Source organism: Pseudomonas sp. NY5710, assembly GCF_013305665.1.
Classification (GTDB): domain Bacteria; phylum Pseudomonadota; class Gammaproteobacteria; order Pseudomonadales; family Pseudomonadaceae; genus Aquipseudomonas; species Aquipseudomonas juntendi.
In genome coordinates, this window is record NZ_CP045554.1 from 511,718 (window position 1) to 538,143 (window position 26,426).

Sequence of the window (26,426 nt, forward strand, 5' to 3'; positions counted from 1 at the left end):
GATAGGCATGTCTCGCGTCGCTAAGAACCCCGTTAAGCTGCCAGCAGGCGTCGAAGTCAAATTCGCCGGCCAGCAGCTTTCGGTGAAGGGTGCCAAAGGCACTCTCGAACTGAACGTTCACTCGTCTGTTGAAGTTACCGAAGAATCTGGCGAGCTGCGTTTCGTCGCTCGCAACGGTGACCAGCAAGCTCGCGCCATGGCCGGTACCACCCGCGCTCTGGTGAACAACATGGTCCAAGGCGTAAGCCAAGGCTTCGAGCGCAAGCTCCAGCTGGTCGGTGTTGGTTACAAGGCACAGGCTAAAGGCACCGTCCTGAACCTGGCTCTGGGCTTCTCGCACCCAGTGGACTACGAACTGCCAGCCGGTATCACCGCTGAAACCCCAAGCCAGACCGACATCCTGATCAAGGGTATCGACAAGCAGCTGGTGGGTCAGGTGGCCGCTGAAATCCGCGACTTCCGTCCGCCAGAGCCTTACAAAGGTAAAGGTGTGCGTTACGCGGACGAAGTAGTCCGTCGTAAAGAAGCCAAGAAGAAGTAGGGCCTAGTAAATGACCGACAAAAAAGTTATTCGACTGCGTCGCGCTCGCAAAGCACGTCTCAAGATGCACGAACTCGAAGTCGTGCGCCTGTGCGTGTTCCGCTCCTCGCAGCACATCTACGCCCAGGTCATTTCGGCCGACGGCAGCAAGGTTCTGGCAAGCGCCTCGACCTTGGACAAAGAACTGCGTGATGGCGCCACTGGCAACATCGACGCGGCCACTAAGGTTGGCAAGCTGGTAGCTGAGCGTGCGAAAGCCGCCGGTGTATCTCAAGTTGCCTTTGACCGTTCCGGCTTCAAGTACCATGGCCGCGTCAAAGCGCTGGCTGATGCTGCTCGTGAAGGCGGGCTGGAGTTCTAAGTTATGGCAAATAACGATCAAAAGCGCGACGAAGGCTACATCGAGAAGCTGGTTCAAGTTAACCGCGTTGCCAAAACCGTAAAAGGCGGCCGTATCTTCACCTTCACCGCGCTGACCGTGGTAGGTGATGGTAAAGGTCGTGTCGGCTTCGGCCGTGGCAAATCGCGCGAAGTACCAGCCGCGATCCAGAAAGCCATGGAAGCTGCCCGTCGCAACATGATCCAGGTTGACCTGAAGGGCACTACCCTGCAGTACGCCACCAAGGCTGCCCACGGCGCCTCGAAGGTTTACATGCAGCCTGCTTCGGAAGGTACCGGTATCATCGCCGGTGGCGCAATGCGTGCTGTCCTGGAAGTTGCTGGTGTTCAGAACGTTCTGGCCAAGTGCTACGGTTCGACCAACCCAGTGAACGTGGTTTACGCCACCTTCAAGGGTCTGAAAGCCATGCAATCTCCTGAATCCATTGCTGCCAAGCGCGGCAAGAGCGTCGAGGAGATCTTCTGATCATGGCAACCGTAAAAGTAACGCTGATCAAGAGCGTCTCGGGCCGTCTGCCTAACCACAAACTGTGTGTTAAAGGCCTGGGTCTGCGTCGCATCGGTCACACTGTAGAAGTCCAGGATACTCCCGAGAACCGCGGGATGATCAACAAGGCTTACTACATGCTGAAGGTCGAGGGCTAATCGATGAAACTCAATGATCTGAGTCCAGCGCCGGGTTCCCGTCGCGAGAAGCATCGTCCAGGTCGTGGTATCGGTAGCGGTCTGGGTAAGACCGGCGGCCGTGGCCACAAAGGTCAGACTTCCCGTTCGGGTGGTTCGATCGCTCCTGGCTTCGAAGGCGGTCAACAGCCGCTGCACCGTCGTCTGCCGAAATTCGGCTTCGTTTCCCTGAAAGCCATGGACCGCGCTGAAGTGCGTCTGTCCGAGCTGGCCAAGGTGGAAGGCGACGTGATCTCCGTGCAATCCCTGAAGGATGCCAACGTGATCAACCAGCACATTCAGCGTGTGAAAATCATGCTGTCTGGCGAAGTTACTCGCGCAGTCACCATCAAGGGTATCGCAGCCACCAAGGGTGCGCGTGCGGCTATCGAAGCAGCTGGCGGCAAATTCGAGGAATAAATGGCTAAGCAAGGTGCTCTCTCTTCGCTCGGTAAGGGCGGGATGTCGGAACTCTGGGCTCGTCTGCGCTTTCTGTTCATGGCGATCATCGTCTATCGGATAGGCGCACATATCCCGGTACCTGGCATCAATCCGGACCGTCTGGCGGATCTGTTTCGGCAGAATGAGGGGACCATTCTTAGCTTGTTCAACATGTTTTCCGGTGGCGCGCTCGAGCGCATGAGCATCTTTGCACTGGGGATCATGCCGTACATCTCGGCATCGATCATCATGCAGCTGATGACTGCGGTCAGCCCGCAACTGGAGCAGTTGAAGAAGGAAGGTGAAGCTGGCCGTCGCAAGATCAGCCAGTACACCCGCTACGGCACCGTTATCCTGGCACTGGTTCAAGCCATTGGCATGTCCATTGGCCTGGCCAACCAGGGCGTGGCGTTTTCTGTAGGCCTGGGCTTCCATGTCGTCGCCGTCTCCACCTTCGTGGCGGGCGCGATGTTCATGATGTGGCTGGGCGAGCAGATCACCGAGCGCGGTGTGGGCAACGGTATCTCGATGTTGATCTTCGCGGGTATCGTTGCCGGTCTTCCGAGAGCAATCGGGCAGTCTTTCGAGTCTGCACGCACAGGCGATATCAACATTTTCGCCCTGGTCGCAATCGGTTTGCTGGCAGTAGCGATTATCGGTTTCGTGGTGTTCATTGAGCGTGGTCAGCGTCGTATCGCCGTTCACTACGCCAAGCGTCAGCAGGGCCGCAAGGTCTTCGCTGCGCAGACCAGCCACTTGCCGTTGAAGGTGAATATGGCGGGGGTTATCCCGGCCATTTTCGCGAGCAGCATTTTGCTGTTCCCGGCTTCGCTGGGTGCCTGGTTCGGTCAGTCCGAAGGTATGGGCTGGTTGCAGGACATCTCGCAGTCGATCGCTCCTGGTCAGCCGTTGAACATTCTGCTGTTTAGTGCAGGGATCATTTTCTTCTGCTTCTTCTACACAGCGTTGATGTTCAACCCGAAAGACGTAGCGGAAAACCTGAAGAAGTCCGGTGCCTTTATTCCGGGTATCCGTCCTGGTGAGCAGTCGGCGCGCTACATTGATGGCGTACTGACCCGTTTGACCATGTTCGGTGCTCTTTACATGATGGCCGTCTGCCTTCTGCCCCAGTTCCTGGTGGTGGCAGCAAATGTGCCGTTCTACCTTGGCGGGACCTCGTTGCTGATTGTGGTAGTGGTTGTGATGGACTTCATGTCCCAAGTACAATCGCACCTCGTTTCGCACCAGTACGAATCCCTGATGAAGAAAGCCAACCTGAAAGGCTACGGTGGCAGCGGTCTGCTGCGCTGATACGCCCCTAAGGTTCGAGGAGTCGGTAATGAAAGTTCGTGCATCGGTGAAAAAGCTGTGCCGTAACTGCAAGATCATCCGTCGCGAAGGCGTCGTACGAGTGATCTGCAGCGCGGAACCGCGTCACAAACAGCGCCAAGGCTGAGTGTGATCTGCGCTTCAAACCCAGCAGCTAGTGTGCTGCTGGGTTGATTATTCGTTTCTACAGCGATATTATCTCGCGCCCTATTTCTTGGCTTCCGGGGCGTAGGTAGCTGTCAATTGGAGTCCCACTGAATGGCCCGTATTGCAGGCGTCAACATTCCAGATAACAAGCATACTGTTATCTCGCTGACCTACATCTATGGTGTCGGTCGCACAACTGCACAGAAGATCTGTGTAGACGCTGGTGTAAACCCAGCCGCAAAGATCAAGGATCTGAGCGACGAGCAAATCGAAACCCTGCGTGGCGAAGTCGCGAAGTTCACCACTGAAGGTGACCTGCGTCGTGACGTCAACATGAAGATCAAGCGCTTGATGGACCTGGGTTGCTACCGCGGCCTGCGTCATCGTAAAGGTCTGCCGGTTCGCGGTCAGCGCACCAAGACCAACGCACGCACCCGTAAGGGCCCGCGTAAGCCGATCCGCAAGTAATCGCCCAGGAATATAGACATGGCAAAACCTGCTGCTCGTCCTCGTAAAAAAGTTAAAAAGACAGTGGTTGATGGCATCGCCCACATCCATGCATCTTTCAACAACACCATCGTGACCATCACCGACCGTCAGGGCAATGCTTTGTCCTGGGCGACCTCCGGTGGTTCGGGTTTCCGTGGTTCGCGCAAATCCACCCCGTTCGCAGCTCAGATTGCTGCTGAGCGTGCTGGTCAAGCTGCGCTGGAATACGGTCTGAAAAACCTCGACGTAAACGTCAAGGGTCCAGGTCCAGGTCGTGAGTCCGCCGTTCGTGCATTGAACAGCTGCGGCTACAAGATCGCCAGCATCACCGACGTGACGCCTATCCCGCACAACGGGTGCCGTCCGCCGAAGAAGCGTCGCGTGTAATCAGGAGACAGAAGAATGGCACGTTACATTGGTCCAAAATGCAAACTGTCTCGTCGTGAAGGCACTGACCTGTTCCTGAAGAGCGGCGTTCGCGCTCTGGAATCGAAGTGCAACATCGAAGCAGCCCCAGGTATCCACGGCCAGCGCCGTGGCCGTCAGTCCGACTACGGCACCCAGCTGCGTGAGAAACAAAAAGTTCGTCGTATCTACGGTGTTCTGGAGCGTCAGTTCCGCGGTTACTACCAAGCTGCTGCCTCGAAAAAAGGCGCAACCGGTGAGAACCTGCTGCAACTGCTCGAGTGCCGTCTGGATAACGTCGTTTACCGTATGGGCTTCGGCTCGACTCGTTCCGAGTCCCGTCAGCTGGTTTCGCACAAAGCGATCAGCGTCAACGGTAAAACTGTAAACATTCCATCCTACCAAGTTCGTCCGGGTGACGTGGTCGCGGTTCGCGAGAAGTCGCTGAGCCAGCTGCGCATTGTTCAAGCCCTTGAACTCTGCGCCCAGCGTGGCCGCGTTGAGTGGGTTGACGTGGATGCTGCCAAAAAGTCGGGCGTTTTCAAGAACGTTCCTGCTCGCAGCGACCTGTCTGCCGACATCAACGAGAACCTGATTGTCGAGCTCTACTCCAAGTAAGGGCTAGAAAATAGGTGCATCCATGCAGATTTCGGTAAATGAGTTCCTGACTCCCCGCCATATTGATGTGCAGGTAGTCAGTCCGACCCGCGCCAAGATTACGCTCGAGCCTCTCGAGCGTGGTTTCGGCCATACCCTGGGCAACGCGCTGCGCCGCATCCTGTTGTCCTCCATGCCTGGCTGTGCAGTAGTCGAGGCCGAGATCGATGGCGTACTCCATGAGTACTCCGCGATCGAAGGTGTTCAGGAAGACGTCATTGAAATCCTGTTGAACCTGAAAGGCCTGGCTATCAAACTGCACGGTCGTGACGAAGTTACGCTGACCTTGTCGAAAAAGGGTTCGGGGGTGGTTACCGCTGCCGATATTCAGCTGGATCACGATGTCGAGATCGTCAACCCCGATCACGTAATCGCGAACCTGGCGTCGAACGGCGCCCTGAACATGAAGCTCACTGTAGCTCGTGGTCGTGGTTACGAGCCGGCCGACTCCCGTCAAACCGACGAAGACGAAAGCCGTAGCATTGGCCGTCTGCAGTTGGACGCTTCGTTCAGCCCGGTGCGTCGTATCGCCTATGTGGTCGAGAACGCCCGTGTTGAACAGCGTACCAACCTGGACAAACTGGTCATTGATCTGGAAACCAACGGCACCCTGGACCCTGAAGAGGCTATCCGCCGCGCTGCGACCATCCTGCAACAGCAGCTGGCCGCGTTCGTCGACCTCAAAGGTGACAGCGAGCCTGTCGTAGTCGAGCAGGAAGACGAGATCGATCCGATCCTGCTGCGTCCGGTTGACGACCTGGAACTGACTGTACGTTCGGCCAACTGCCTGAAGGCGGAGAACATCTACTACATCGGCGACCTGATTCAGCGTACCGAAGTAGAGCTGTTGAAAACTCCTAACCTCGGCAAGAAGTCCCTGACTGAAATCAAGGACGTCCTGGCCTCTCGTGGTCTGTCTCTCGGCATGCGCCTCGACAACTGGCCGCCTGCAAGTCTTAAGAAAGACGACAAGGCGACCGCCTGATCGTCGTAATCACCGAACGTAGTGTTTGGTAAGGAATGAATCATGCGTCATCGTAAAAGTGGACGTCACCTGAGCCGTACCAGCTCTCACCGCAAGGCTATGTTCCAGAACATGGCAGTGTCGTTGATCGAGCACGAGCTGATCAAAACCACCCTGCCGAAAGCCAAGGAACTGCGCCGCGTTGCCGAGCCGCTGATCACCCTGGCCAAGGAAGACAGCGTTGCTAACCGTCGTCTGGCCTTCGACCGTACCCGTTCGAAGTCCGCTGTTGGCAAACTGTTCAACGACCTGGGCAAGCGCTACGCCACCCGTCAGGGCGGCTACCTGCGCATCCTGAAGTGCGGTTTCCGCGCTGGCGACAACGCGCCTATGGCGTACGTCGAGCTGGTTGATCGTCCTGTCGGCGGTGCTGTAGAAGCTGCTGAGTAAGACGTTCTGTCTGCTACAAAGAACCGGGCCTAGTGCCCGGTTTTTTGTGTCTGCAACTATTGTTTATTTCTATTGATACAAGTCATCTAATGAATTTGTTCTCGTAGTCCGGCTCATCGATACTCTCCCCATAGCCGATCAGCCGGCGTTCCAAGACCGATAAGGAGAGCCCATGAGCAAGACTCTTACCACCGCCAGCGGTGCACCAGTAGCCGACAACCAGAACTCCCGCTCCGCCGGCCCACGTGGCCCATTGTTGCTCGACGACTTCCACCTCATCGAGAAGCTCGCCCATTTCAATCGCGAGAACATTCCGGAGCGCCGCGTACACGCCAAGGGTTCGGGTGCGTACGGCACCTTCACCGTCACCCGCGATATAACGGCCTACACCAGCGCCAAGCTTTTCGGCGAAATCGGCAAGCAAACCGAAACCTTCCTGCGTTTTTCCACCGTTGGTGGCGAGCGTGGTTCAGCCGATACCGAGCGTGACCCGCGTGGCTTCGCTGTAAAGTTTTATACCGAAGAAGGCAACTGGGACATTGTGGGCAACAACACCCCCGTGTTCTTCATTCGCGACCCGTTGAAGTTCCCGGACTTTATCCACACCCAGAAGCGCCACCCACAGACCAACCTCAAGAACGCCCAGATGATGTGGGACTTCTGGTCGCATTCGCCTGAAGCGCTGCATCAGGTGACCATTCTGTTCTCGGATAGAGGCATCCCGGATGGCTATCGCCACATGCACGGCTTTGGCAGCCACACCTACAGCCTGATCAACCAGCAAGGCGAGCGCACCTGGGTGAAGTGGCACTTCAAGACCCAGCAAGGCATCAAGAACCTCGCCCCCGCAGAAGCGGCACGCCTGGCCGGTACCGATCCGGACTATGCTCAGCGCGACTTGTTTGCAGCCATCGAGCGTGGCGACTACCCGCGTTGGACCGTGTGCATGCAGGTCATGAGCGAAGCGGAGGCGGCGAGCCGTGAGGAAAACCCGTTCGACGTTACCAAGACCTGGTCGCAGAAGGACTACCCGCTGATCGAGGTGGGGGTGCTGGAGCTTAACCGAAACCCGCTCAACTATTTCGCTGAAGTCGAGCAAGCAGCGTTTGGGCCAAGCAACATGGTGCCTGGCGTTGGTCTGTCACCCGACCGCATGCTGCAGGGCCGCGTGTTCGCCTACGCTGACGCCCACCGCTACCGTGTCGGTACCAACCACCAGCAACTGCCGGTGAATGCACCGCGCTGCGCTGTGCACAGCTACCAGCGCGACGGCTCCATGGCGACCGGCAGTTATGGCGCGGCGCCGAATTACGAGCCTAACAGCTACGCCGACGCACCCAAGCAGTCACCGCGTCACGCTGAACCTGCACTGGCGCTCACCGGTGCAGCGGACCGCCATGATCACCGTGAGGACAACGACTACTACAGCCACGCCGGCGCGCTGTTCCGCTTGATGAGCAACGAGCAGAAGGCGCTGCTGATCAGCAACATCGCCGGGGCCATGGCGGGTGTCAGTGACGATGTCATCCAGCGCCAGTTGCAGTATTTCTTCATGGCCGACCCGGCCTATGGCGAAGGCATCGCCAAGGCGTTGGGCGTGAATCTCGCTTAACTCGAAGTGATAAGAAGAACCGCCCTCATTTGGGCGGTTTTTCAATGAATATCACTACTGTTTAGACGATTTTTTGCACGGTTCGCGCGTTTTTCAGTGACCCTGGGCAAAAGCTGGTTCACACTATGTGGCATAGAAGCTTCCACATGGAGAAACAGGGCGATGCAAGGCCATCCAGACGTAATCAACTACCTCGTCACGCTGCTGAAGGGCGAACTGGCGGCACGCGACCAGTACTTCATTCATTCGCGCATGTACGAAGACTGGGGCCTGTCCAAACTCTACGAGCGTATCAACCACGAGATGGAAGAAGAGGCGCAACACGCTGATGCGCTGATGCGTCGTATCCTCATGCTCGAAGGTACGCCTGACATGCGTGCAGACGACCTGGAAGTCGGCAGCACCGTGCCGGAAATGATCGAAGCCGACCTCAAGCTTGAATACAAAGTGCGCGCTGCGTTGTGCAAAGGCATCGAGTTGTGCGAATTGCACAAGGACTATGTCAGCCGCGACATTCTGCGTGCGCAGTTGGCCGACACTGAAGAAGATCATACCTACTGGCTGGAAAAGCAGCAGGGTCTGATCAAGGCCATTGGCCTGGAAAATTACCTGCAATCGCAGATGTAATAGCCGGGGGCTGCTTTGCAGCCCATCGCGACACAAGGCCGCTCCTACAGGCGATCGCGCAACCCAAAGGTTCATGCGATCGCCTGTAGGAGCGGCCTTGTGTCGCGATGGGGCGCAAAGCGCCCCCAAATGCCTCAGGCCCGATCCCGCTCCAGCAGCGGTTTCAGGTAATACCCGGTATACGACTGTTTCATCTCGCTCAGTTCCTCCGGCGTACCGCAGGCAATGATCTGCCCACCCTTGGAGCCACCCTCAGGCCCCAGGTCCACCAGCCAGTCGGCCGTCTTGATTACGTCCAGGTTGTGCTCGATCACCACCACGGTGTTGCCGTGGTCGCGCAGGCGGTGCAGCACATCCAGCAGTTGCTGGATATCGGCAAAGTGCAGGCCCGTAGTCGGCTCGTCGAGGATATACAGGGTCTTGCCGGTGTCACGCTTGGACAGCTCACGCGACAGCTTCACCCGCTGCGCCTCACCACCGGACAGCGTGGTCGCTGATTGCCCCAGCTTGATGTAGGACAAACCCACGTCCATCAGTGTTTGCAGCTTGCGCGCCAACGCCGGCACCGCATCGAAGAACTCGCGGGCATCCTCGATGGTCATCTCCAGCACCTCGTGGATGTTCTTGCCCTTGTACTTGATCTCCAGGGTCTCGCGGTTGTAGCGCTTGCTCTTGCACACGTCGCAGGGTACGTAGATGTCGGGCAGGAAGTGCATTTCCACCTTGATCAAGCCATCGCCCTGGCAGGCCTCGCAGCGGCCGCCCTTGACGTTGAACGAGAAGCGCCCAGGGCCATAACCGCGGGAGCGCGACTCGGGCACGCCGGAGAACAGCTCACGGATCGGAGTAAAAATGCCGGTGTAGGTAGCCGGGTTCGAGCGCGGCGTACGGCCAATCGGGCTCTGGTCGATATCCACGACCTTGTCCAGGTGCTGCAGGCCGTCCATGCTGCTGTGCGGCGCCGCCTCGATGCTGCTCGCGCCATTCAGGGCGGTCGCTGCCAGCGGGTACAGGGTGTTGTTGATCAGCGTCGATTTGCCCGAGCCAGATACCCCGGTCACGCACGTCAACAAGCCAATCGGCACCTCGAGGTCAACATTCTGCAGGTTGTTGCCGCGAGCCCCCTTCAGCTTGAGTTGCAGCTTCTTGTTGCGCGGCGTGCGCTTGGCGGGCACGACGATCTTCTTGCGCCCTGACAGGTATTTGCCCGTCAGCGAGTCAGGATGGTCCATGACCTCCTGCGGCGAACCCTCGGCAACGATCTGCCCGCCATGTACGCCCGCACCTGGGCCGATGTCCACCACGTAGTCCGCCAGGCGGATGGCGTCTTCATCATGCTCCACCACAATGACCGTGTTACCCAGGTCGCGCAGGTGATTGAGCGTAGCCAGCAGGCGGTCGTTGTCGCGTTGATGAAGGCCGATCGACGGTTCGTCGAGGATGTACATCACCCCCACCAGGCCTGCGCCGATCTGGCTGGCCAGGCGAATACGCTGGGCCTCGCCCCCCGACAAGGTGTCGGCACTGCGGTCCAGGGTGAGGTAGTCGAGGCCGACGTTGACCAGGAATTGCAGGCGTTCGCAGATTTCCTTGAGGATTTTCGAGGCAATTTCGCCGCGGCGGCCGGTCAGGGTCAGTTCGGCAAAATAGCTGCTGGCATCGCCAATGGGCAGGTTGGTGACCGCCGGCAGGGTTTTCTCGCCAACCCACACGTGGCGCGCTTCGCGACGCAGGCGGGTGCCGCGGCAGTCCGGGCAGGGCTGGGTGCCGAGGAACTTGGCCAGTTCTTCACGCACGGTGGTCGATTCGGTCTCGCGGTAGCGGCGCTCCAAGTTCGGCACAATGCCTTCGAACGGGTGCGAGCGCTTGACGATATCGCCGCGGTCGTTGAGGTACTTGAAGTCGACACTGTGCTTGCCGCTGCCTTGCAGGATCACCTTCTGGTGCTCGGCAGACAGCTCGCCAAACGGCTCTTCCAGGCTGAAGCCATAATGCGCCGCCAGTGAGCCGAGCATCTGGAAGTAGTACACGTTGCGGCGGTCCCAGCCGCGGATGGCACCCTCGGCCAAGGTAAGCTCGGCATTGACCAGGCGCTTGGTGTCGAAGAACTGCTTCACACCCAGGCCGTCGCAAGTCGGGCAGGCACCCGCCGGGTTGTTGAAGGAAAACAGCTTGGGCTCAAGCTCGCTGATCGCGTGGCCGCACACCGGGCAGGCGAAACGGGCGGAGAAGATCGTCTCTTCGCCTTGCTCGTCGTCCATCGGTGCCACCAGGGCAATCCCGTCGGCCAGTTTCAGCGCGGTTTCGAACGATTCGGCCAGGCGCTGCTGCAGGTCGGCGCGCACCTTGAAGCGGTCTACAACCACATCGATGCTGTGCTTCTTCTGCTTATCTAGCTTGGGCAACTCATCAAGCTCATAGAGCTTTCCGTTGACCCGGGCGCGTACGAAACCCTGCGCGCGCATTTCATCGAACACTGCCAGGTGCTCGCCCTTGCGCTCGCGCACCACCGGCGCCAGAAGCATCAGCTTGCTGCCTTCGGGGCGCTCCAGCACCAGGTCGACCATCTGGCTGACGGTTTGCGCCTCCAGCGGAATGTCGTGGTCCGGGCAGCGTGGGGTACCGACGCGGGCGTACAGCAGGCGCAGGTAGTCGTAGATTTCGGTGATGGTGCCGACCGTCGAGCGCGGGTTATGCGATGTCGATTTCTGTTCGATGGAGATTGCCGGGGACAGACCTTCGATGGTGTCGACGTCGGGCTTTTCCATCATCGACAGGAATTGCCGAGCGTAGGCCGACAACGATTCCACGTAGCGGCGCTGGCCTTCGGCGTACAGGGTATCGAACGCCAGCGAAGACTTGCCGGAACCGGACAGGCCGGTGATCACGATCAGCTTGTCCCGGGGCAAGGTCAGGTCGATGTTCTTCAGGTTGTGGGTACGTGCCCCACGAATCAGGATCTTGTCCACTGCGGCCTCGCTTGGCGGGCATAAACAAAGAATTATACGGCCCCCTGCCAGTACGCGGCAAAGCGTCGCGTAGATGCCGTCAAGCTGTCGGACTGATAGAATCGCCGCCGGTTCACACGAGGTTACGCCATGCATGACACCCACAACGAGCGCATGAGCAGCAGCGAAACCCGCGCTGCTGGTGGCCTGGCCCTGGTCTTTGCCTTTCGTATGCTGGGCATGTTCATGGTCTTGCCGGTACTGGCCACCTACGGCATGGACCTGGCCGGTGCCACACCTGCGCTGATTGGCCTGGCTATTGGGGCCTATGGCCTGACCCAGGCGGTATTGCAGATTCCGTTCGGGATGATTTCCGACCGCATCGGGCGGCGCCCGATCATCTACCTGGGGCTGGTGATCTTTGCCCTGGGCAGTGTCCTGGCGGCCCAGGCCGATTCTATCTGGGGGGTGATCGCGGGGCGCATCCTGCAAGGTGCCGGGGCAATTTCGGCTGCCGTCATGGCGCTGCTCTCGGACCTGACCCGTGAACAACACCGGACCAAGGCCATGGCCATGATCGGCATGAGCATCGGCCTGTCGTTTGCTGTGGCCATGGTCGTCGGGCCACTGCTGACAAGTGCCTTTGGTTTGTCAGGATTGTTCCTGGCCACTGCCGGGCTTGCCCTGGTCGGCATCCTGCTGATCGCCTTCGTCGTGCCCAGTACCCACAGCCTTCTGCAGCATCGCGAGTCGGGTGTGGCGCGCAAAGCACTCGGCCCGACCCTGCGTCATCCGGACCTTTTGCGCCTGGACGTGAGCATCTTCGTGCTGCACGCCGTCCTCATGGCCAGCTTCGTCGCGCTGCCCCTGGCCTTCGTCGAGCGTGGCGGGCTGCCAAAAGAGCAGCATTGGTGGGTCTACCTGACCGCACTGTTCATCTCATTTTTTGCAATGGTGCCGTTCATCATCTACGGCGAAAAAAAGCGCAAGATGAAGCGTGTGTTGGCCGGTGCAGTCAGTGTCCTGCTGCTGACAGAGATATACTTCTGGGAGTGGGCTGACGGTTTGCGCGGACTGGTGATTGGCACCGTGGTATTCTTTACCGCATTCAACCTGCTGGAGGCCTCGCTGCCTTCGCTGGTGAGCAAGGTGTCGCCTGCCGGTGGCAAGGGCACGGCAATGGGGGTTTATTCCACCAGCCAGTTCCTTGGTGCGGCACTGGGTGGAATTCTGGGTGGCTGGCTGTTCCAGCACGGTGGGCTGGACACGGTATTCCTCGGCTGTGCGGTGTTGTGTGCAATCTGGCTGATCGTCGCGTTGTCCATGAACGAGCCGCCGTATGTGACCAGCTTGCGCATGCCGCTGACGCCAGAGGCGGCCCGGGAAGCCGGCCTGACCGAGCGACTGATGGCCGTGCCGGGTGTGACCGACGCTGTGGTGGTTGCTGAGGAAGCGGCCATCTATATCAAACTGGATACGAAAATTTTGGACCGTGCGACCCTCGAGCGACTGGTGAATCCAGCCTCTTCGGCGTGCGAAGCCTAGGAGAACGTTATGGCCCGTGGGGTTAACAAAGTCATTCTGGTCGGCACTTGTGGCCAGGATCCCGAAGTCCGCTACCTGCCCAACGGTAACGCCGTGACCAACCTGAGCCTGGCTACCAGCGAGCAGTGGACCGACAAGCAGTCGGGCCAGAAGGTCGAGCGTACCGAGTGGCACCGTGTGTCGCTGTTCGGCAAGGTTGCCGAAATTGCCGGCGAGTACCTGCGTAAAGGTTCGCAGTGCTACATCGAAGGCAAGCTGCAGACCCGCGAGTGGGAAAAAGACGGCATCAAGCGTTACACCACCGAGATCATCGTCGACATCAACGGCACCATGCAGCTGCTCGGCGGGCGCCCGCAGGGCCAGCAGCAGGGCGGTGATCCGTACAACCAGGGTGGCGGCAACTACAACCAGGGTGGTGGTCAACAGCAGTACAACCAGGCCCCGCCGCGCCAGCAGGCCCAGCGCCCGCAACAGGCCCCTCAGCGCCCGGCGCCACAGCAGCCAGCGCCTCAGCCGGCAGCGGACTTCGATAGCTTCGATGACGATATTCCGTTCTGATCTGAACATCAGGCGGCTAGCGAAACCAGAAACCCAGGGCCTTGGCCCTGGGTTTTTTTATGAGTGCAGCAGGCCAGCGCAGTCACCTCAGAGGGTGCTTTCACCACCCAGTTCTTCAAGCGCGACCTGGGTGAACTGCGCATCCAGCTCTGGCGTTGCGCCACTGATGCCGATGCCACCGATGTGCATGCCATTCTTGTCCATGATTGGCAGGCCTCCCTCCAGCAAGGTGAGCCCCGGCAACGATGCATAGGGTTTAGCCGGGTGTGCAGGGCTGTGTTCGCCAGAGGTGGGTGAGGCCAAGGGGAATCGGGCAGACGTCTCAGCCTTGAGTTGCGCCAGCTTGATACTGGCTTTGTCTGCGCCGTCCATACGGTGGAAATACTTGGGCTTACCGTGGTTGTCGATGATGCTGATGACGATCGCATGGCCTTGGGCCATGGCCGCCAGCTCGGCGGCTGCCGCCATGTTTCGCGCTTGTTGCGAGGTGAGCGGCGAAGCTGCTTCGTCCGAAGTGGCTGCAGAAGCGGGTGCGAGGATGGCAGTACCGGCGATGAGCAGGCTCAGCAGCAGAGGCTTGGTGTTCATGGGGACAGGTCCTTTGTCGGAATTTTCCTCAATCTAGTAACTTTCTGAGCGGAGTTATGTAGTCCATTTCCGAAAGTGATGAGCCCAGTAACCCGGCATAGTGCTCTATACCTGACACATGTCATCGCACCTTCTCGATTCTTGGCTAGTCTTATCCATTGGCGAGCAGAATTTGACTCGCCACCGTGACTACCAAGAGGCGCCGGCAATGTTTCGTGCGTCCAAACCTGATCAGGAGTGCACGATGGACCTGAACCGTCGGCAATTCTTCAAGGTCGCCGCTATCGGCCTTGGAGGCTCGAGCCTGGCGGCGTTGGGCATGGCCCCCACGCCAGCCTTTGCCGAGCAGGTGCGCCACTTCAAGCTGGCGCACACCAAAGAGACCCGAAATACCTGCCCCTACTGTTCGGTCGGCTGCGGCCTGATCCTGTACAGCCAGGGCGATGCGGGCAAGAACGTCAAACAGAACATTATTCATATCGAAGGTGACGCCGACCACCCGGTCAACCGCGGCACCCTCTGTCCGAAAGGTGCCGGCCTGCTGGACTTTATCCACAGCTCAAGCCGCCTGCAGTACCCAGAGGTGCGCAAGCCAGGCAGCCAGGAATGGGTACGGGTCAGCTGGGACGAGGCCCTGGACCGCGTCGCCGACCTGATGAAGCAGGACCGTGACGCCAACTTCATCGAGAAGAACGCCCAGGGGCAAACCGTCAACCGCTGGCTCACCACCGGTTTTCTCGCTGCCTCCGCCGCCTCCAGCGAGGCGGGCTACCTGACCCACAAGGTCATCCGCGCAACAGGCATGCTGGGGTTCGATAACCAAGCACGTGTCTGACATGGCCCGACGGTGGCAAGTCTTGCCCCGACGTACGGCCGTGGCGCCATGACCAACCACTGGTCAGATATCGCCAACGCGAATCTGGTCCTGGTGATGGGTGGCAACGCAGCAGAAGCGCATCCGTGCGGCTTCAAATGGGTGACCGAGGCCAAAGCGCACAATAAGGCGCGGCTTATCGTGGTCGACCCGCGATTTACCCGAACGGCCTCGGTGGCCGACTACTACGCGCCAATCCGTACCGGTACCGACATCGCCTTCATGGGCGGGCTGATCAACTACCTGCTGAGCAACGACAAGATCCAGCACGAATACGTGCGCAATTACACCGACGTGTCGTTTATCGTCAAAGAGAACTATGGCTTCGAAGACGGGCTGTTCAGCGGCTACGACGAAGCCAAGCGCGTGTACGCCGACAAGTCCGGCTGGGGTTATGAGCTGGGTGAGGATGGCTACGCCAAGGTCGACCCGACACTGCAGCACCCGCGCTGTGTGTTCCAGCTGATGAAGCAGCACTACAGCCGCTATACCCCGGAGTTGGCGAGCATGACCTGTGGCATGCCGCAGGACGCCATGATGAAAGTCTGGGAAGAGATCGCCAGCTGCTCGGTACCGGGCAAGACCATGACGATTCTCTACGCCCTGGGTTGGACGCAACACTCGATCGGTGCGCAAATCATCCGCAGTGCTGCCATGGTGCAGTTGCTGCTGGGTAACGTGGGCATGCCCGGTGGTGGGGTCAACGCGTTGCGTGGCCACTCCAACATCCAGGGCCTCACCGACCTTGGCCTGCTGTCCAATTCGCTGCCGGGCTACCTGACCCTGGCCGGCGATGCCGAACAGGATTACGCAGCCTATATCGACAAGCGCGCCTCCAAACCGCTGCGCCCGGGGCAGCTGTCTTACTGGCAGAACTACGGCAAGTTCCATGTCAGCCTGATGAAGGCCTGGTACGGTGCCAACGCCACGGCTGAAAACAACTGGGGCTATGACTGGCTGCCCAAGCTTGATGTGCCGGCTTACGATGTGCTGCGCATGTTCGAGATGATGGGGCAGGGCAAGGTCAACGGCTACATGTGCCAAGGCTTCAACCCGATCGCCGCGCTGCCGGACAAGAACCGCGTCACTGCGGCTTTGGCCAAGCTCAAGTGGCTGGTGGTCATGGACCCACTCGCCACCGAAACCTCGGAGTTCTGGCGCAACGTGGGGCCGTTCAACGACGTTGACACGGCCAACATCCAGACCGAAGTGATCCGCCTGCCTACCACCTGCTTCGCTGAGGAAGATGGCTCGCTGGTCAACAGCAGCCGCTGGCTGCAGTGGCACTGGAAAGGTGCCGACGGGCCGGGCGAAACACGCACCGACGTGCAGATCATGAGCGAGCTGTTCCTGCGCCTGCGTCAGCGTTACCAGACCGAGGGCGGTACCTACCCTGATGCGATCATGAACATCAGCTGGCCGTACAAGATTGCTGATGAGCCATCCCCCGAGGAACTGGCCAAGGAAATGAACGGCTGGGCGGTCACCGACCTTACCGATGCTGCCGGTGCAGCCCTCAAGGCTGGCCAGCAATTGTCGGGCTTCGGTCAACTCAAGGACGATGGCAGCACGGCATCGGGGTGTTGGATCTTTGCCGGCTGCTGGACCGAGCAGGGCAACCAGATGGCTCGCCGCGACAACAGCGACCCGTACGGCATGCACCAGGTGCAGAATTGGGCCTGGGCTTGGCCGGCCAACCGCCGCATCCTCTACAACCGTGCCTCCAGCGACCCGCAAGGTCAGCCTTGGGATCCGGAAAAGAAACGCCTGGTGTGGTGGAACGGCAAGACCTGGACCGGAACCGACGTGCCCGACTTCAAGGTCGACTCGCCACCCGAGGCGGGGATGAACCCGTTCATCATGAACCCCGAGGGCGTGGCGCGGTTCTTCGCCATCGACAAGATGGCCGAAGGCCCGTTCCCCGAGCACTATGAGCCGTTCGAAACGCCGATTGGCATCAACCCGCTGCACCCGCAGAACAAGAAGGCGATCAGCAACCCGGCCGGGCGCATCTTCGACTCGGTATGGGACACCCTCGGCAAGCACGATGAATTCCCGTACGCGGCGACCACCTACCGGCTGACCGAGCACTTCCACTTCTGGAGCAAGCATTGCCGGCTCAACGCCATCGCCCAGCCCGAGCAGTTCGTCGAGATCGGCGAGGTGCTGGCCAATGAAAAAGGCATCAAGGCTGGCGACCGGGTGCGGGTGTCGAGCAAGCGTGGCCATATCGACGCGGTGGCGGTCGTGACCAAGCGGATTCGCCCGCTGCAGGTCAACAACCAGACCGTGCACCAGATCGGCATTCCGCTGCACTGGGGCTTCACCGGCGCAACCCGGCATGGCTACCTGACCAACACCCTGGTGCCATTCCTGGGTGACGGCAACACGCAGACGCCAGAGTCGAAGTCGTTCCTCGTCAAAGTGGAGAAACTCTGATGGCCAGCCAAGACATCATCGCCCGCTCGGCCACCACCACCGTGCCGCCCTCGGTACGCCAGCAGCAGGAAGTCGCCAAGCTGATCGACACCACCAAGTGCATCGGCTGCAAGGCTTGCCAGGTGGCGTGTTCGGAGTGGAACGAACTGCGTGACGAGGTCGGCCACAACCATGGCACTTACGACAACCCCCAGGACCTCACTGCCGAGACCTGGACGCTGATGCGCTTTACCGAGCACGAGCGCGACGACGGCAACCTGGAATGGCTGATCCGCAAGGACGGCTGCATGCATTGTGCCGAGCCAGGCTGCCTCAAGGCGTGCCCAAGCCCAGGGGCGATCATCAAGCATGCCAACGGTATCGTCGACTTCAACCAGGACCACTGCATTGGCTGTGGCTATTGCATCACCGGCTGCCCGTTCAACATTCCGCGCATCTCGCAGAAAGACCACAAGGCGTACAAGTGCACCCTGTGTTCCGACCGCGTGACCGTGGGCCTGGAGCCGGCTTGTGTGAAAACCTGCCCGACCGGGGCAATTGTGTTCGGCACCAAGGACGAGATGAAGGTGCATGCCGCCGAACGCATCGTCGACCTGAAATCGCGTGGCTACGACAACGCCGGGTTGTATGACCCGGATGGCGTCGGCGGTACCCACGTGATGTACGTGTTGCACCATGCCGATACCCCCAAACTGTATGCCGGCCTGCCGGACCAGCCGGTGATCAGCCCGCTGGTAGGGTTGTGGAAGGGCTTTACCAAGCCCCTGGCGTTGTTGGCGATGGGCGCAGCGGTGCTGGCCGGGTTCTTCCACTATGTGCGGGTCGGGCCACAGCGGGTGGAGGAGGACGAACACCCGGCCGCAGCCGACCCGAGCGTGCAGACAGTGGACCCTGCAGTGCATGTCTATGATCCGAGCAAGCCCGGTGGGCAAGGGGAGCAGCGGCCATGAACGACAACAAACCCATCTTGCGCTACAACGCCAACGAGCGCAGCAACCACTGGCTGGTGGCGATCCTGTTCTTTCTCGCCGGGCTGTCGGGGTTGGCGCTGTTTCACCCGGCACTGTTCTGGCTCAGCAACCTGTTTGGCGGTGGGCCGTGGACGCGCATCCTGCACCCGTTTCTCGGGGTGGCGATGTTCGTGTTCTTCGTTGGCCTGGTGGTGCGCTTCTGGCGGGCCAACTTCATCACCGCGAATGATCGCCTCTGGCTGCGCCGGGTTGACCGGGTGATGCGTAACCAGGAGGAGGGCGTACCGCCAATCGGCAAGTACAACGCCGGGCAGAAGCTGCTGTTCTGGACCCTGCTGGTGTGCATGCTGGTCTTGCTGGTCAGTGGTGTGGTGATCTGGCGAGCGTATTTCAGCCACTGGTTCGGCATCGAGGTAATTCGCCTGTCGGCGTTGCTGCATGCACTGGCGGCCTTCGTGCTGATCCTCAGCATTATCGTGCACATCTACGCCGGTATCTGGATCAAAGGCTCGATCGGCGCCATGCTGCACGGCTGGGTAAGCCGCGCCTGGGCACGCAAGCACCATGAACTGTGGTACCGCGAAGTGACTGGCGACAAGCCGCCGAGTCATCACGGACGAAAAGAAGGATGAGCGCTTGAGCACGATACTCGAACCTGGGCAGATCGAAGCGTCGGCGGTGATGCCGCCGTTTCTGCACCTGCCGCCGGCCAACCTGTTTGAAGTGCGGGCTGCGCGTTTGGACACGCTGGCCCAGGGCAATGCCCTGGGCGACTATCTGAGGCTGGTTGCGCGGTTGTGCCGTGTGCAGCAGCAGCTTGTGGATAACCCCCCTGGCGCCCTGCCGGTGGCTGAGGCGCGCCAGCGCCTGTGCATAAGCCATGGTTTGCCGCCGCTGGCGGCAGACAGCCTGGTACGTGACGGAGCTTGGCTGGTCTGGCTGCAGGCCTTGCTCGGTCACTTTGGCGACGAACCCCATGGTCCGTTGGCGGAGGCCTTGCAGGTGCTGCGTGGCAGTGATGACAACCAGCGCAAAGGTTGGGGTTTGGCGTTGCTGGCAGGGCATTATGACGCAGTGCCGGCCGCATTGGTGCCATTGCTCGGGGCTGCGTTGCAGGCGGCCTGGTCCAGTTGGCTGCTGGCATTGCCGGCGCCTGAACTCAAACCCGCTGGCAGTCTGGCCCAGTGCCCGGCTTGCGGCTCGCCAGCGATGGCCGGGGTGGTACGCAACCGTGGCAAGCACAACGGCCTGCGCTATCTAGTGTGCTCGTTGTGTGCCTGTGAGTGGCATGTGGTGCGGGTCAAGTGCGTGTACTGCGAGTCGAGCAAGGACTTGCGCTATACCAGCCTTGAGAATGACCGCCATCTACCCGGCAAGGCGCCCCTGCGGGCCGAGTGCTGCCCGGGGTGTGAAAGCTACCTCAAGCAGAACTACCTCGAAAACGACGCAGCGGCCGAGCCCTTGGCCGACGACCTGGCCAGCCTTGCGCTGGACATGCGCCTGGACGAGGAAGGTTTTCATCGCCTGGCGCCCAACCTGATGCTTGCGCCCGGTTAGTGGGTGAGTGTCTACACTGAAAAACCGAGTCGCCTGCTTCGCGGGTGAACCCTTTCCCACAAGACCTGGAACAGGATCAGACACCTGCGCAGGCTTTTGTGGGGGCGGGCTCACCCGCGAACAGGCCAGTACCGACGACGGATCAATCCTAGGTAGTACCGCATGTCCAACAGCCTCGCCAGCGACACCCCACGTTTGCCGTCCATCGACACCCTCCTGCGCCATCCGGCCTGCCTCCCACTGATCGACCGCCACGGCCGCGATGCGGTCTTGAGCGCCCTGCGCCAATTGCTGGACGACCTGCGGGAGCCCGCGCGCAGCGGCCAGCTCAGTGCCGCCGAGCTGTCTCTCGAGATCCTTCTGGGCCGCGCCGGCGAACGTCTGGCCGCCCAGCAACGCAGCCAGGTACGCCGAGTGTTCAACCTCACCGGCACCGTGCTGCATACCAACCTCGGCCGTGCCCTGCTGCCGGAAGAAGCCATCGAGGCGATGCAGACCGCCGCCCGCTACCCGCTCAACCTGGAGTTCGACCTGACCAGCGGCAAGCGTGGTGACCGCGACGACCTGATCGAGGGCCTTATCCGCGAGCTGACCGGCGCCGAGGCGGTTACCGTGGTCAACAACAATGCCGCGGCAGTACTGCTGGCGCTCAACAGCCTGGGTGCGCGCAAGGAGGGCATTATCTCGCGCGGCGAACTGATCGAGATCGGCGGCGCCTTCCGCATCCCGGACATCATGGCCCGCGCCGGCGTGAAGCTGCACGAGATCGGCACCACCAACCGCACCCATGCCCGCGACTACGAAGCTGCCATTGGCCCGCGAACCGGGTTATTGATGCGCGTGCACTGCAGCAACTACAGCATTCAAGGTTTCACCACCCAGGTGCCGACCGCCGAGCTGGCGCGAATCGCCCACCAGCATGACCTGCCACTGCTCGAAGACCTCGGCAGCGGTAGTTTGCTCGATCTCACCCGCTGGAGCCTGCCGGCCGAGCCCACGGTGCGCCAGGCCCTGGCTGATGGCGCCGATCTGGTGACCTTCAGTGGCGACAAGCTGCTGGGCGGCCCGCAGGCCGGGATCATCGTCGGGCGCAAGGCATTGATTGCCAGAATCAAGAAAAACCCGCTCAAGCGTGCGCTGCGGGTCGACAAGATCACCCTGGCCGCACTCGAAGCGGTGCTGGCGCTGTACCGCAACCCGGACCGGTTGGCCGAGCGCCTGCCCAGTTTGCGCTTGTTGACCCGTGGCCAGGCCGATATCCAGGCCCAGGCCGAACGCCTGCTGCCAGACCTCCAGGCCCGCCTTGGTGCGCAATGGGTCGTCAGCGTAGAACCTGCGCTGGGCATGATAGGCAGTGGCAGCCAGCCGGTTGCGCGCCTGCCCAGTGCCGCGCTGTGCCTGCGCCCGCAGGTGTCGAAGAAGTTGCGCGGGCGCAGCCTGCACGTGCTGGAGCGAGCCCTGCGGGGCCTGCCGGTGCCGGTGCTTGGTCGCATCGACGACGACGCGCTATGGCTGGACCTGCGCCAGCTGGACGACGAAGCCCAATGGCTGGCGCAATTGCCGGCGTTGCAGTTGGGGCCGGTGCAGTGATCGTTGGTACCGCCGGCCACATCGACCATGGCAAGACCGCACTGCTGAAGGCACTGACCGGCCAGGCCGGTGACCTGCGCCAGGAAGAGCGTGAGCGGGGCATGACCATCGACCTGGGTTACCGCTACGCGGCGCTGGCCGAAGGTGCACCGCTGACGGGCTTCATCGATGTGCCGGGCCACGAGCGGTTTATCCACAACATGCTGGCCGGGGCCCATGGCATAGATGTGGTGCTGCTGGTGGTGGCGGCAGACGATGGCGTCATGCCGCAGACACGTGAGCACCTGGCAATCATCGAGCTGTTGGGTATCCCCCAGGCACTGGTGGCGGTCAGCAAGTGCGACCGCGTCGAGCCGGCGCGCCTGGCCCAGGTGCAGGCGCAGGTCAGTGAGCTGCTGGCGCCAGGGCCCTATGCCGGGGCGCGGCAGTTCCCGGTGTCGAGCCTTGGCGGGGAGGGCATCGACGCGTTGCGCCAAGCCTTGCTGCAGGCGCAAACCGCTGTGCGGCAACGCAGTGCGCAAGGCGGTTTTCGCCTGGCTATCGACCGCGCCTTCGCCGTCACCGGTGCGGGGGTGGTGGTGACCGGCACGGCGCTGGTCGGCCGGGTGAGTGCCGGCGATACCCTGGTCCTGGGGAAGGCCGGCAAGGCGGTGCGGGTGCGAGGCCTGCATGCACAAAACCAGGCCGCCTTGGTAGCGCAGGCCGGCCAGCGAGTAGCGCTCAATATCGCAGCCGAACGCCTTAGCGCGGAGCAAGTTCACCGTGGCGACTGGCTGCTACCGCAGTGGCTGCACGCGCCCAGTGTTCGGGTGGATATCGAGTTGAACCTGTTGCCGGGCGAGCTGCGGGCGTTCGAGCACTTCAGTGCCGTGCATGTGCACCTCGGCACCCAGGACGTGACGGCCCGTGTCGCGTTGCTGGAAGGTGAAAGCCTGGCCGCCGGCCAGCGCATGTTTGCCCAGTTACTGCTCAATGCGCCGTTGCAGGCCGTGCATGGCGACCGCTTGGTACTGCGCGACCAGCGTGCTCAGCGCACCTTGGGCGGCGGCAAGGTACTCGATCCGTTTGCCCCCAGCCGCCAGCGCCGCAGCCACGAGCGTTTACGCCAGTTGCAGGCGCTGCGAGATGCTCAGGGCCTGGAGCAGGCACTGCCGGCACTGCTCGCCAGTGCGCCCGGTGGTATCGACCCGCAGCGCCTGGAGCGACAGTTCAATCGCCTGCGCGAAACCTGGCAGCTACCGGCGAACGTGTTGGTGGTGGCCACGCGGCAGGGCCAGCTGCTGTTCGCCAGCGCCCAGTGGCAGGTGCTGAAACGGCAGGTGCTGGCGCAACTTGCCCGCTTCCACGAGCAAGAACCCGATCAGCTGGGCCCCGACCGTGACCGCCTGCGGCGCTTTACTGCATTGCCGTTGGAGCGGCCTGCGTTTGTCAGCCTGCTTGAGGAACTGCTAGAGGACGGGGCGATTGCCGCCAGTGGGCCCTGGCTGCATTTGCCGGATCACAAGGTCCAGTTGAGTGAAGCCGACGAGGCACTGTGGGCGCGCCTGCAGCCCAGGTTGCTGGCGGGGCAATTCGATCCGCCCTGGGTCAGGACATTGGCGGCAGAAGAGAACTGCCTTGAAGCTGACGTTCGTTTGTTGTTGCGCAAGCTGGCGCGTTTAGGCGTAGTGCACCAGGTGGTGCGCGACCTGTTCTACCCCGCAGCGACGCTACAGCGCATGGCAGAGCTGCTGCTAGGGCAGGCGGCTGGCACTTCATTAGTGCAGGTTGCTGCATTTCGCGATATGTTGGGCATCGGTCGCAAGCGCAGTGTGCAGATTCTGGAATACTTCGACCGCATCGGCCTGACCCGCAGGGTGGCCGAGCAGCGTCACATTCGCGCTGACAGCGCCCTGGCCCAGCAGTACGCCAGGCACTGAGTTCAAGGAAGGCAATCGCGCCCGGTGGCGCGGCCGGGCTTCAAACCCGGTTGGGGACGGCAGTCGTTCCCGGGCAGGTTCGACTCCCGCTGCCTTCCGCCATCTTCTTTTCTTGCCCGGGCGAGTGCGGGTAGTGCCTACGCCCGCTCCCCACACAGGTCCAGGGCAAACCAGCGTTCTGCTGATTCCACATCCAACCCTGCCCCCAGCAGCGCAACCATCTTGCCCAGCGCTGCCTCGCGGGTCATGCCGCCGCCACTGACCAGGCCCGCGCTACGCAGTCGGTTGCCTGCCGCATAGGTATCGAATACCACCGAGCCTTCAGGGCATTGGCTGATTGCCGCCAGCAGCACACCGCGCTGGCGCGCTGCACGCAGTACCTCGAGCAAAGCCAGGTCATCCGACGGCCCGGTACCACTGCCATAGCACTCCAGCAGCAAGCCCTGCACGCCGCTGCCCAACAAGGCCTGCAGATGGCTGGCCTGCAGCCCGGGGAACACAGGCACGACCGCCAGGTTGACCGGCTGGCGCGGCTGGCGGTAATCCAGCTCGGCCGGGATGACTGCCGCACGCTGGCTGTCGCGATGCCGCGGCAGGGCAACGAACGCATCGAACGCTTCACTGCGCATCTTGGTAGCCCGGCAACCGTGCACCAGCTGCCCATGGAAGTACAACTGCACGCCGTCTTCCAGCCCTTGTTCGAACAGGCGCAGCGCGCCACACAGGTTGGGCCAGGCGTCGCTGTCGGCGGCGCCGGCCGGCAGCATCGAACCGGTCAGCAGTACCGGCACGGGCAAGCCCAGCAGCAGGAACGACAAGGCAGCCGCGCTATAAGCCAGGCTATCGGTGCCATGCAGCACCAGCACCCCATCATGGCCAGCATCCACCGCCGTGACGATGGCATCACGCATGGCCAGCCAGTTGTGCTGTTGCATGTTGGCGCTGTCCAGCAGCGGGTTCAGCTCTTGCAGGGTCCACTGCAGTTGGGGGGCATCGGACAGTTGCGCGAAGTGTTCACGCATCCGCCCGTCGAAACCGCCGGCCGGTGCCAGGCCCTCCGGGGTTTCGAGCATGCCGATGGTGCCACCGGTATAGAGAACGAGAAGATTCTTGACTGCACGCATGGAAAGCATCCGTGGCGGTGAGCGGAGAAAAAAGCCGCCCACGAACGGGGCGGCTTGGGCAGGGCAGGATATCAGCGCTGTGGCTGGGCCTGGACGGCTGCTTTGTCAGCGGCTGTTTCCAGCTGAGGGTTGGCTGGCCAAGCGTTGCGGTCCAGGTCCAGGTCGGCGAACTTGGTCGAATCGAACACTGGCTGCTTGATACCGGCCTTGCGCTGGTCGTCGTAGTCGCGCATCACCCGCAGGCCAATCTTGAACAACAGGGCCAGGGCGATCAGGTTGACGAAGGCCAGGCAGGTCATGGTGATGTCGGCGAAGGCGAACACGGTCGACAGGTCTTGCATCGAACCCCACACCACCAGCGCCAGTACCAGGCCACGGAACACCATCAGTACCACGCGGTTGCGGCTGAGGAACTGCAGGCTGTTCTCGCCCAGGTAGTAGTTGTAGAGAATGCAGGTGAACACGAACAGCGACAGCGCAACGCTGACGAACACGCGGCCCCAGTCACCCACCACCGCGGCCAGCGAGTTCTGGGTCAGGACAATGCCGTCGCCCTCGAAGCCTGGGGTGTAGAAGCCCGACAGCAGGATCAGCAGTGCGGTGCAGGTGCAGATCACGAAGGTGTCGAGGAACACGCTGAAGGCCTGGACCACGCCCTGCGCGCCCGGGTGTTTCACTGCCGCCACGGCGGCAACGTTCGGTGCACTGCCCAAGCCTGCTTCGTTGGCGAACACGCCCCGCTTCACGCCCATGACGATGGCGCTGCCGAGCAGGCCGCCAAACGCAGGGTCAAGGCCGAAAGCGCTCTTGAAGATGGTTTCCAGCATGGCGGGTACGTGGTCGATCTGGGTGCCGATCACGTACAGGGTCACGCCGATGTAGGCCAGGGTCTTGACCGGCACCAGCAGGTCCGAGACCGCCGCGATGCGCTTGATGCCACCGATGAAGGTGATGGCCAGCAGCACGGCCAGCACCAGCCCGGTGTGGCTCGGCTTGAAGTCGAAGGCATTTTGCAGCGAATGGGTAACGGTGTACGACTGCAGGCCGATGAAGGCGAAGCCGTAGGTCACCAGCAGCAGGATCGAGAACACGATGGCCATGCTTTTCAGCTTCAGGCCATGCTGGATGTAGTAGGCCGGGCCGCCACGGTACAGGCCGTCGCCATCGGCGCGCTTGTACACCTGGGCCAGGGTACATTCGAAGAAACTGCTGGCCATGCCGACCAGGGCAGTGACCCACATCCAGAACACCGCGCCAGGGCCGCCCAAGGTCACGGCAATGCCGACCCCGGCGATGTTACCGGCGCCCACGCGGCCAGCCAGGCTCAGCATCAGGGCCTGGAAGGAGCTCAACTGGCCTGCCTGGCCACGCAGCGATTCCTTGAACACGGCGAACATGTGGCCGAAATGGCGGAACTGTACGAACCGCGAACGGATGGTGAAGTAACCGCCGAGACCGACGATCAGCACGATGAGGAGTTTCCCCGAGAGGAAATCGTTGAGTGCTTCGAGCATTGGAAAATGACCTCGATTCTTATTCTTCGTGTGGATTGATCAGCGGACGGCAGGCGCACCGCTATTCGTTGGGGC

At 61.2% G+C, this 26,426-nt stretch carries 26 protein-coding genes and 1 tRNA gene; 23 read left to right on the forward strand and 4 right to left on the reverse strand.

The genetic code is table 11. The annotated features are described in order from the left end of the window. The first annotated feature begins 7 nt into the window (after positions 1-7). From rplF to bfr, 14 genes are all read left to right on the forward strand, one after another. Entirely contained in the window at positions 8-541 is a 534-nt protein-coding gene (rplF, locus tag GEV39_RS02305; RefSeq protein WP_009681972.1) for a 50S ribosomal protein L6, read from the forward strand. 10 nt (positions 542-551) lie between these two features. Further along, positions 552-902, forward strand: coding sequence for a 50S ribosomal protein L18 (gene rplR, locus GEV39_RS02310; RefSeq protein ID WP_009681973.1), 351 nt, complete (start codon positions 552-554; stop codon positions 900-902). A 3-nt stretch (positions 903-905) separates the two neighbouring features. Then, positions 906-1,406, forward strand: a complete 501-nt coding sequence (gene rpsE, locus GEV39_RS02315; protein WP_003255465.1) for a 30S ribosomal protein S5 — start codon at positions 906-908, stop codon at positions 1,404-1,406. 2 nt (positions 1,407-1,408) lie between these two features. Further along, positions 1,409-1,585, forward strand: a complete 177-nt coding sequence (gene rpmD, locus GEV39_RS02320) for a 50S ribosomal protein L30 (RefSeq protein WP_003255463.1) — start codon at positions 1,409-1,411, stop codon at positions 1,583-1,585. A gap of 3 nt (positions 1,586-1,588) precedes the next feature. Further along, positions 1,589-2,023 (forward strand): 50S ribosomal protein L15, encoded by a 435-nt coding sequence (gene rplO, locus GEV39_RS02325; protein WP_003255461.1) that lies wholly within the window; start codon positions 1,589-1,591, stop codon positions 2,021-2,023. Beyond that, the gene (gene secY / locus GEV39_RS02330) at positions 2,024-3,355 is read left to right on the forward strand and encodes a preprotein translocase subunit SecY (RefSeq protein ID WP_003257108.1); all 1,332 of its coding nucleotides are present in this window, start codon (positions 2,024-2,026) and stop codon (positions 3,353-3,355) included. It begins immediately after the preceding gene. 28 nt (positions 3,356-3,383) lie between these two features. Beyond that, on the forward strand, positions 3,384-3,500 hold the full coding sequence (gene rpmJ / locus GEV39_RS02335) for a 50S ribosomal protein L36 (protein ID WP_002555468.1): 117 nt from the start codon (positions 3,384-3,386) through the stop codon (positions 3,498-3,500). 131 nt (positions 3,501-3,631) lie between these two features. Further along, on the forward strand, positions 3,632-3,988 hold the full coding sequence (rpsM, locus tag GEV39_RS02340) for a 30S ribosomal protein S13 (RefSeq protein WP_009681976.1): 357 nt from the start codon (positions 3,632-3,634) through the stop codon (positions 3,986-3,988). Positions 3,989-4,006: 18 nt separating this feature from the next. Next, positions 4,007-4,396, forward strand: a complete 390-nt coding sequence (rpsK, locus tag GEV39_RS02345) for a 30S ribosomal protein S11 (protein ID WP_003255454.1) — start codon at positions 4,007-4,009, stop codon at positions 4,394-4,396. Positions 4,397-4,411: 15 nt separating this feature from the next. Further along, positions 4,412-5,032, forward strand: coding sequence for a 30S ribosomal protein S4 (rpsD, locus tag GEV39_RS02350; protein ID WP_009681977.1), 621 nt, complete (start codon positions 4,412-4,414; stop codon positions 5,030-5,032). Between the two features lie 22 nt (positions 5,033-5,054). Continuing rightward, positions 5,055-6,056 carry a DNA-directed RNA polymerase subunit alpha gene (locus tag GEV39_RS02355; protein ID WP_003255452.1) on the forward strand — a complete coding sequence of 334 codons (1,002 nt, stop codon included), beginning with the start codon at positions 5,055-5,057 and terminating at the stop codon, positions 6,054-6,056. 42 nt (positions 6,057-6,098) lie between these two features. Beyond that, positions 6,099-6,485: a 50S ribosomal protein L17 gene (gene rplQ, locus GEV39_RS02360; protein WP_003255451.1), complete on the forward strand. Its 387-nt coding sequence runs from the start codon at positions 6,099-6,101 to the stop codon at positions 6,483-6,485. 172 nt (positions 6,486-6,657) lie between these two features. Then, positions 6,658-8,097, forward strand: coding sequence for a catalase (locus tag GEV39_RS02365; RefSeq protein ID WP_173887438.1), 1,440 nt, complete (start codon positions 6,658-6,660; stop codon positions 8,095-8,097). Between the two features lie 162 nt (positions 8,098-8,259). Then, on the forward strand, positions 8,260-8,724 hold the full coding sequence (bfr, locus tag GEV39_RS02370; RefSeq protein WP_009681979.1) for a bacterioferritin: 465 nt from the start codon (positions 8,260-8,262) through the stop codon (positions 8,722-8,724). A 134-nt stretch (positions 8,725-8,858) separates the two neighbouring features. Here the strand turns inward: bfr and uvrA are convergent, their stop codons facing one another. Further along, positions 8,859-11,693 carry an excinuclease ABC subunit UvrA gene (gene uvrA, locus GEV39_RS02375; RefSeq protein WP_173887439.1) on the reverse strand — a complete coding sequence of 945 codons (2,835 nt, stop codon included), beginning with the start codon at positions 11,691-11,693 and terminating at the stop codon, positions 8,859-8,861. Between the two features lie 129 nt (positions 11,694-11,822). Here uvrA and GEV39_RS02380 point away from each other — a divergent pair, with 129 nt between their 5' ends. Beyond that, a complete protein-coding gene (locus GEV39_RS02380) occupies positions 11,823-13,217 on the forward strand; it encodes an MFS transporter (protein ID WP_009681966.1) in 1,395 nt (464 codons plus the stop codon). A gap of 9 nt (positions 13,218-13,226) precedes the next feature. Beyond that, the gene (locus GEV39_RS02385) at positions 13,227-13,775 is read left to right on the forward strand and encodes a single-stranded DNA-binding protein (RefSeq protein WP_009681967.1); all 549 of its coding nucleotides are present in this window, start codon (positions 13,227-13,229) and stop codon (positions 13,773-13,775) included. Positions 13,776-13,862: 87 nt separating this feature from the next. On the opposite strand, the gene GEV39_RS02390 is transcribed toward GEV39_RS02385, so the two are convergent. Beyond that, positions 13,863-14,363, reverse strand: a complete 501-nt coding sequence (locus tag GEV39_RS02390) for a GlcG/HbpS family heme-binding protein (protein WP_173887440.1) — start codon at positions 14,361-14,363, stop codon at positions 13,863-13,865. Between the two features lie 244 nt (positions 14,364-14,607). Between GEV39_RS02390 and fdnG the strand changes: the two genes are divergently transcribed. The 7 genes from fdnG to GEV39_RS02425 all read left to right on the forward strand — a co-directional run bounded on the left by fdnG (position 14,608) and on the right by GEV39_RS02425 (position 23,815). Further along, positions 14,608-17,676, forward strand: coding sequence for a formate dehydrogenase-N subunit alpha (gene fdnG / locus GEV39_RS02395; protein WP_173887441.1), 3,069 nt, complete (start codon positions 14,608-14,610; stop codon positions 17,674-17,676). After that, the gene (gene fdxH, locus GEV39_RS02400; RefSeq protein ID WP_009685687.1) at positions 17,676-18,626 is read left to right on the forward strand and encodes a formate dehydrogenase subunit beta; all 951 of its coding nucleotides are present in this window, start codon (positions 17,676-17,678) and stop codon (positions 18,624-18,626) included. The genes fdnG and fdxH overlap by 1 nt, the downstream gene beginning before the upstream one ends. Beyond that, positions 18,623-19,279, forward strand: a complete 657-nt coding sequence (locus tag GEV39_RS02405) for a formate dehydrogenase subunit gamma (protein ID WP_009685688.1) — start codon at positions 18,623-18,625, stop codon at positions 19,277-19,279. The genes fdxH and GEV39_RS02405 overlap by 4 nt, the downstream gene beginning before the upstream one ends. Before the next feature lie 4 nt (positions 19,280-19,283). Continuing rightward, positions 19,284-20,204, forward strand: coding sequence for a formate dehydrogenase accessory protein FdhE (fdhE, locus tag GEV39_RS02410; protein ID WP_173887442.1), 921 nt, complete (start codon positions 19,284-19,286; stop codon positions 20,202-20,204). Between the two features lie 162 nt (positions 20,205-20,366). Next, on the forward strand, positions 20,367-21,794 hold the full coding sequence (gene selA / locus GEV39_RS02415) for an L-seryl-tRNA(Sec) selenium transferase (RefSeq protein WP_173887443.1): 1,428 nt from the start codon (positions 20,367-20,369) through the stop codon (positions 21,792-21,794). Then, complete coding sequence (selB, locus tag GEV39_RS02420; RefSeq protein WP_173891639.1) at positions 21,791-23,713, forward strand: selenocysteine-specific translation elongation factor; 1,923 nt, start codon at positions 21,791-21,793, stop codon at positions 23,711-23,713. The genes selA and selB overlap by 4 nt, the downstream gene beginning before the upstream one ends. A gap of 6 nt (positions 23,714-23,719) precedes the next feature. After that, positions 23,720-23,815: transfer RNA gene (locus GEV39_RS02425), tRNA-Sec, on the forward strand. 35 nt (positions 23,816-23,850) lie between these two features. On the opposite strand, the gene GEV39_RS02430 is transcribed toward GEV39_RS02425, so the two are convergent. Then, entirely contained in the window at positions 23,851-24,837 is a 987-nt protein-coding gene (locus tag GEV39_RS02430) for an asparaginase (protein WP_457253724.1), read from the reverse strand. A 71-nt stretch (positions 24,838-24,908) separates the two neighbouring features. Beyond that, positions 24,909-26,351, reverse strand: coding sequence for an alanine/glycine:cation symporter family protein (locus tag GEV39_RS02435; protein WP_110676885.1), 1,443 nt, complete (start codon positions 26,349-26,351; stop codon positions 24,909-24,911). Positions 26,352-26,426: the final 75 nt, after the last annotated feature.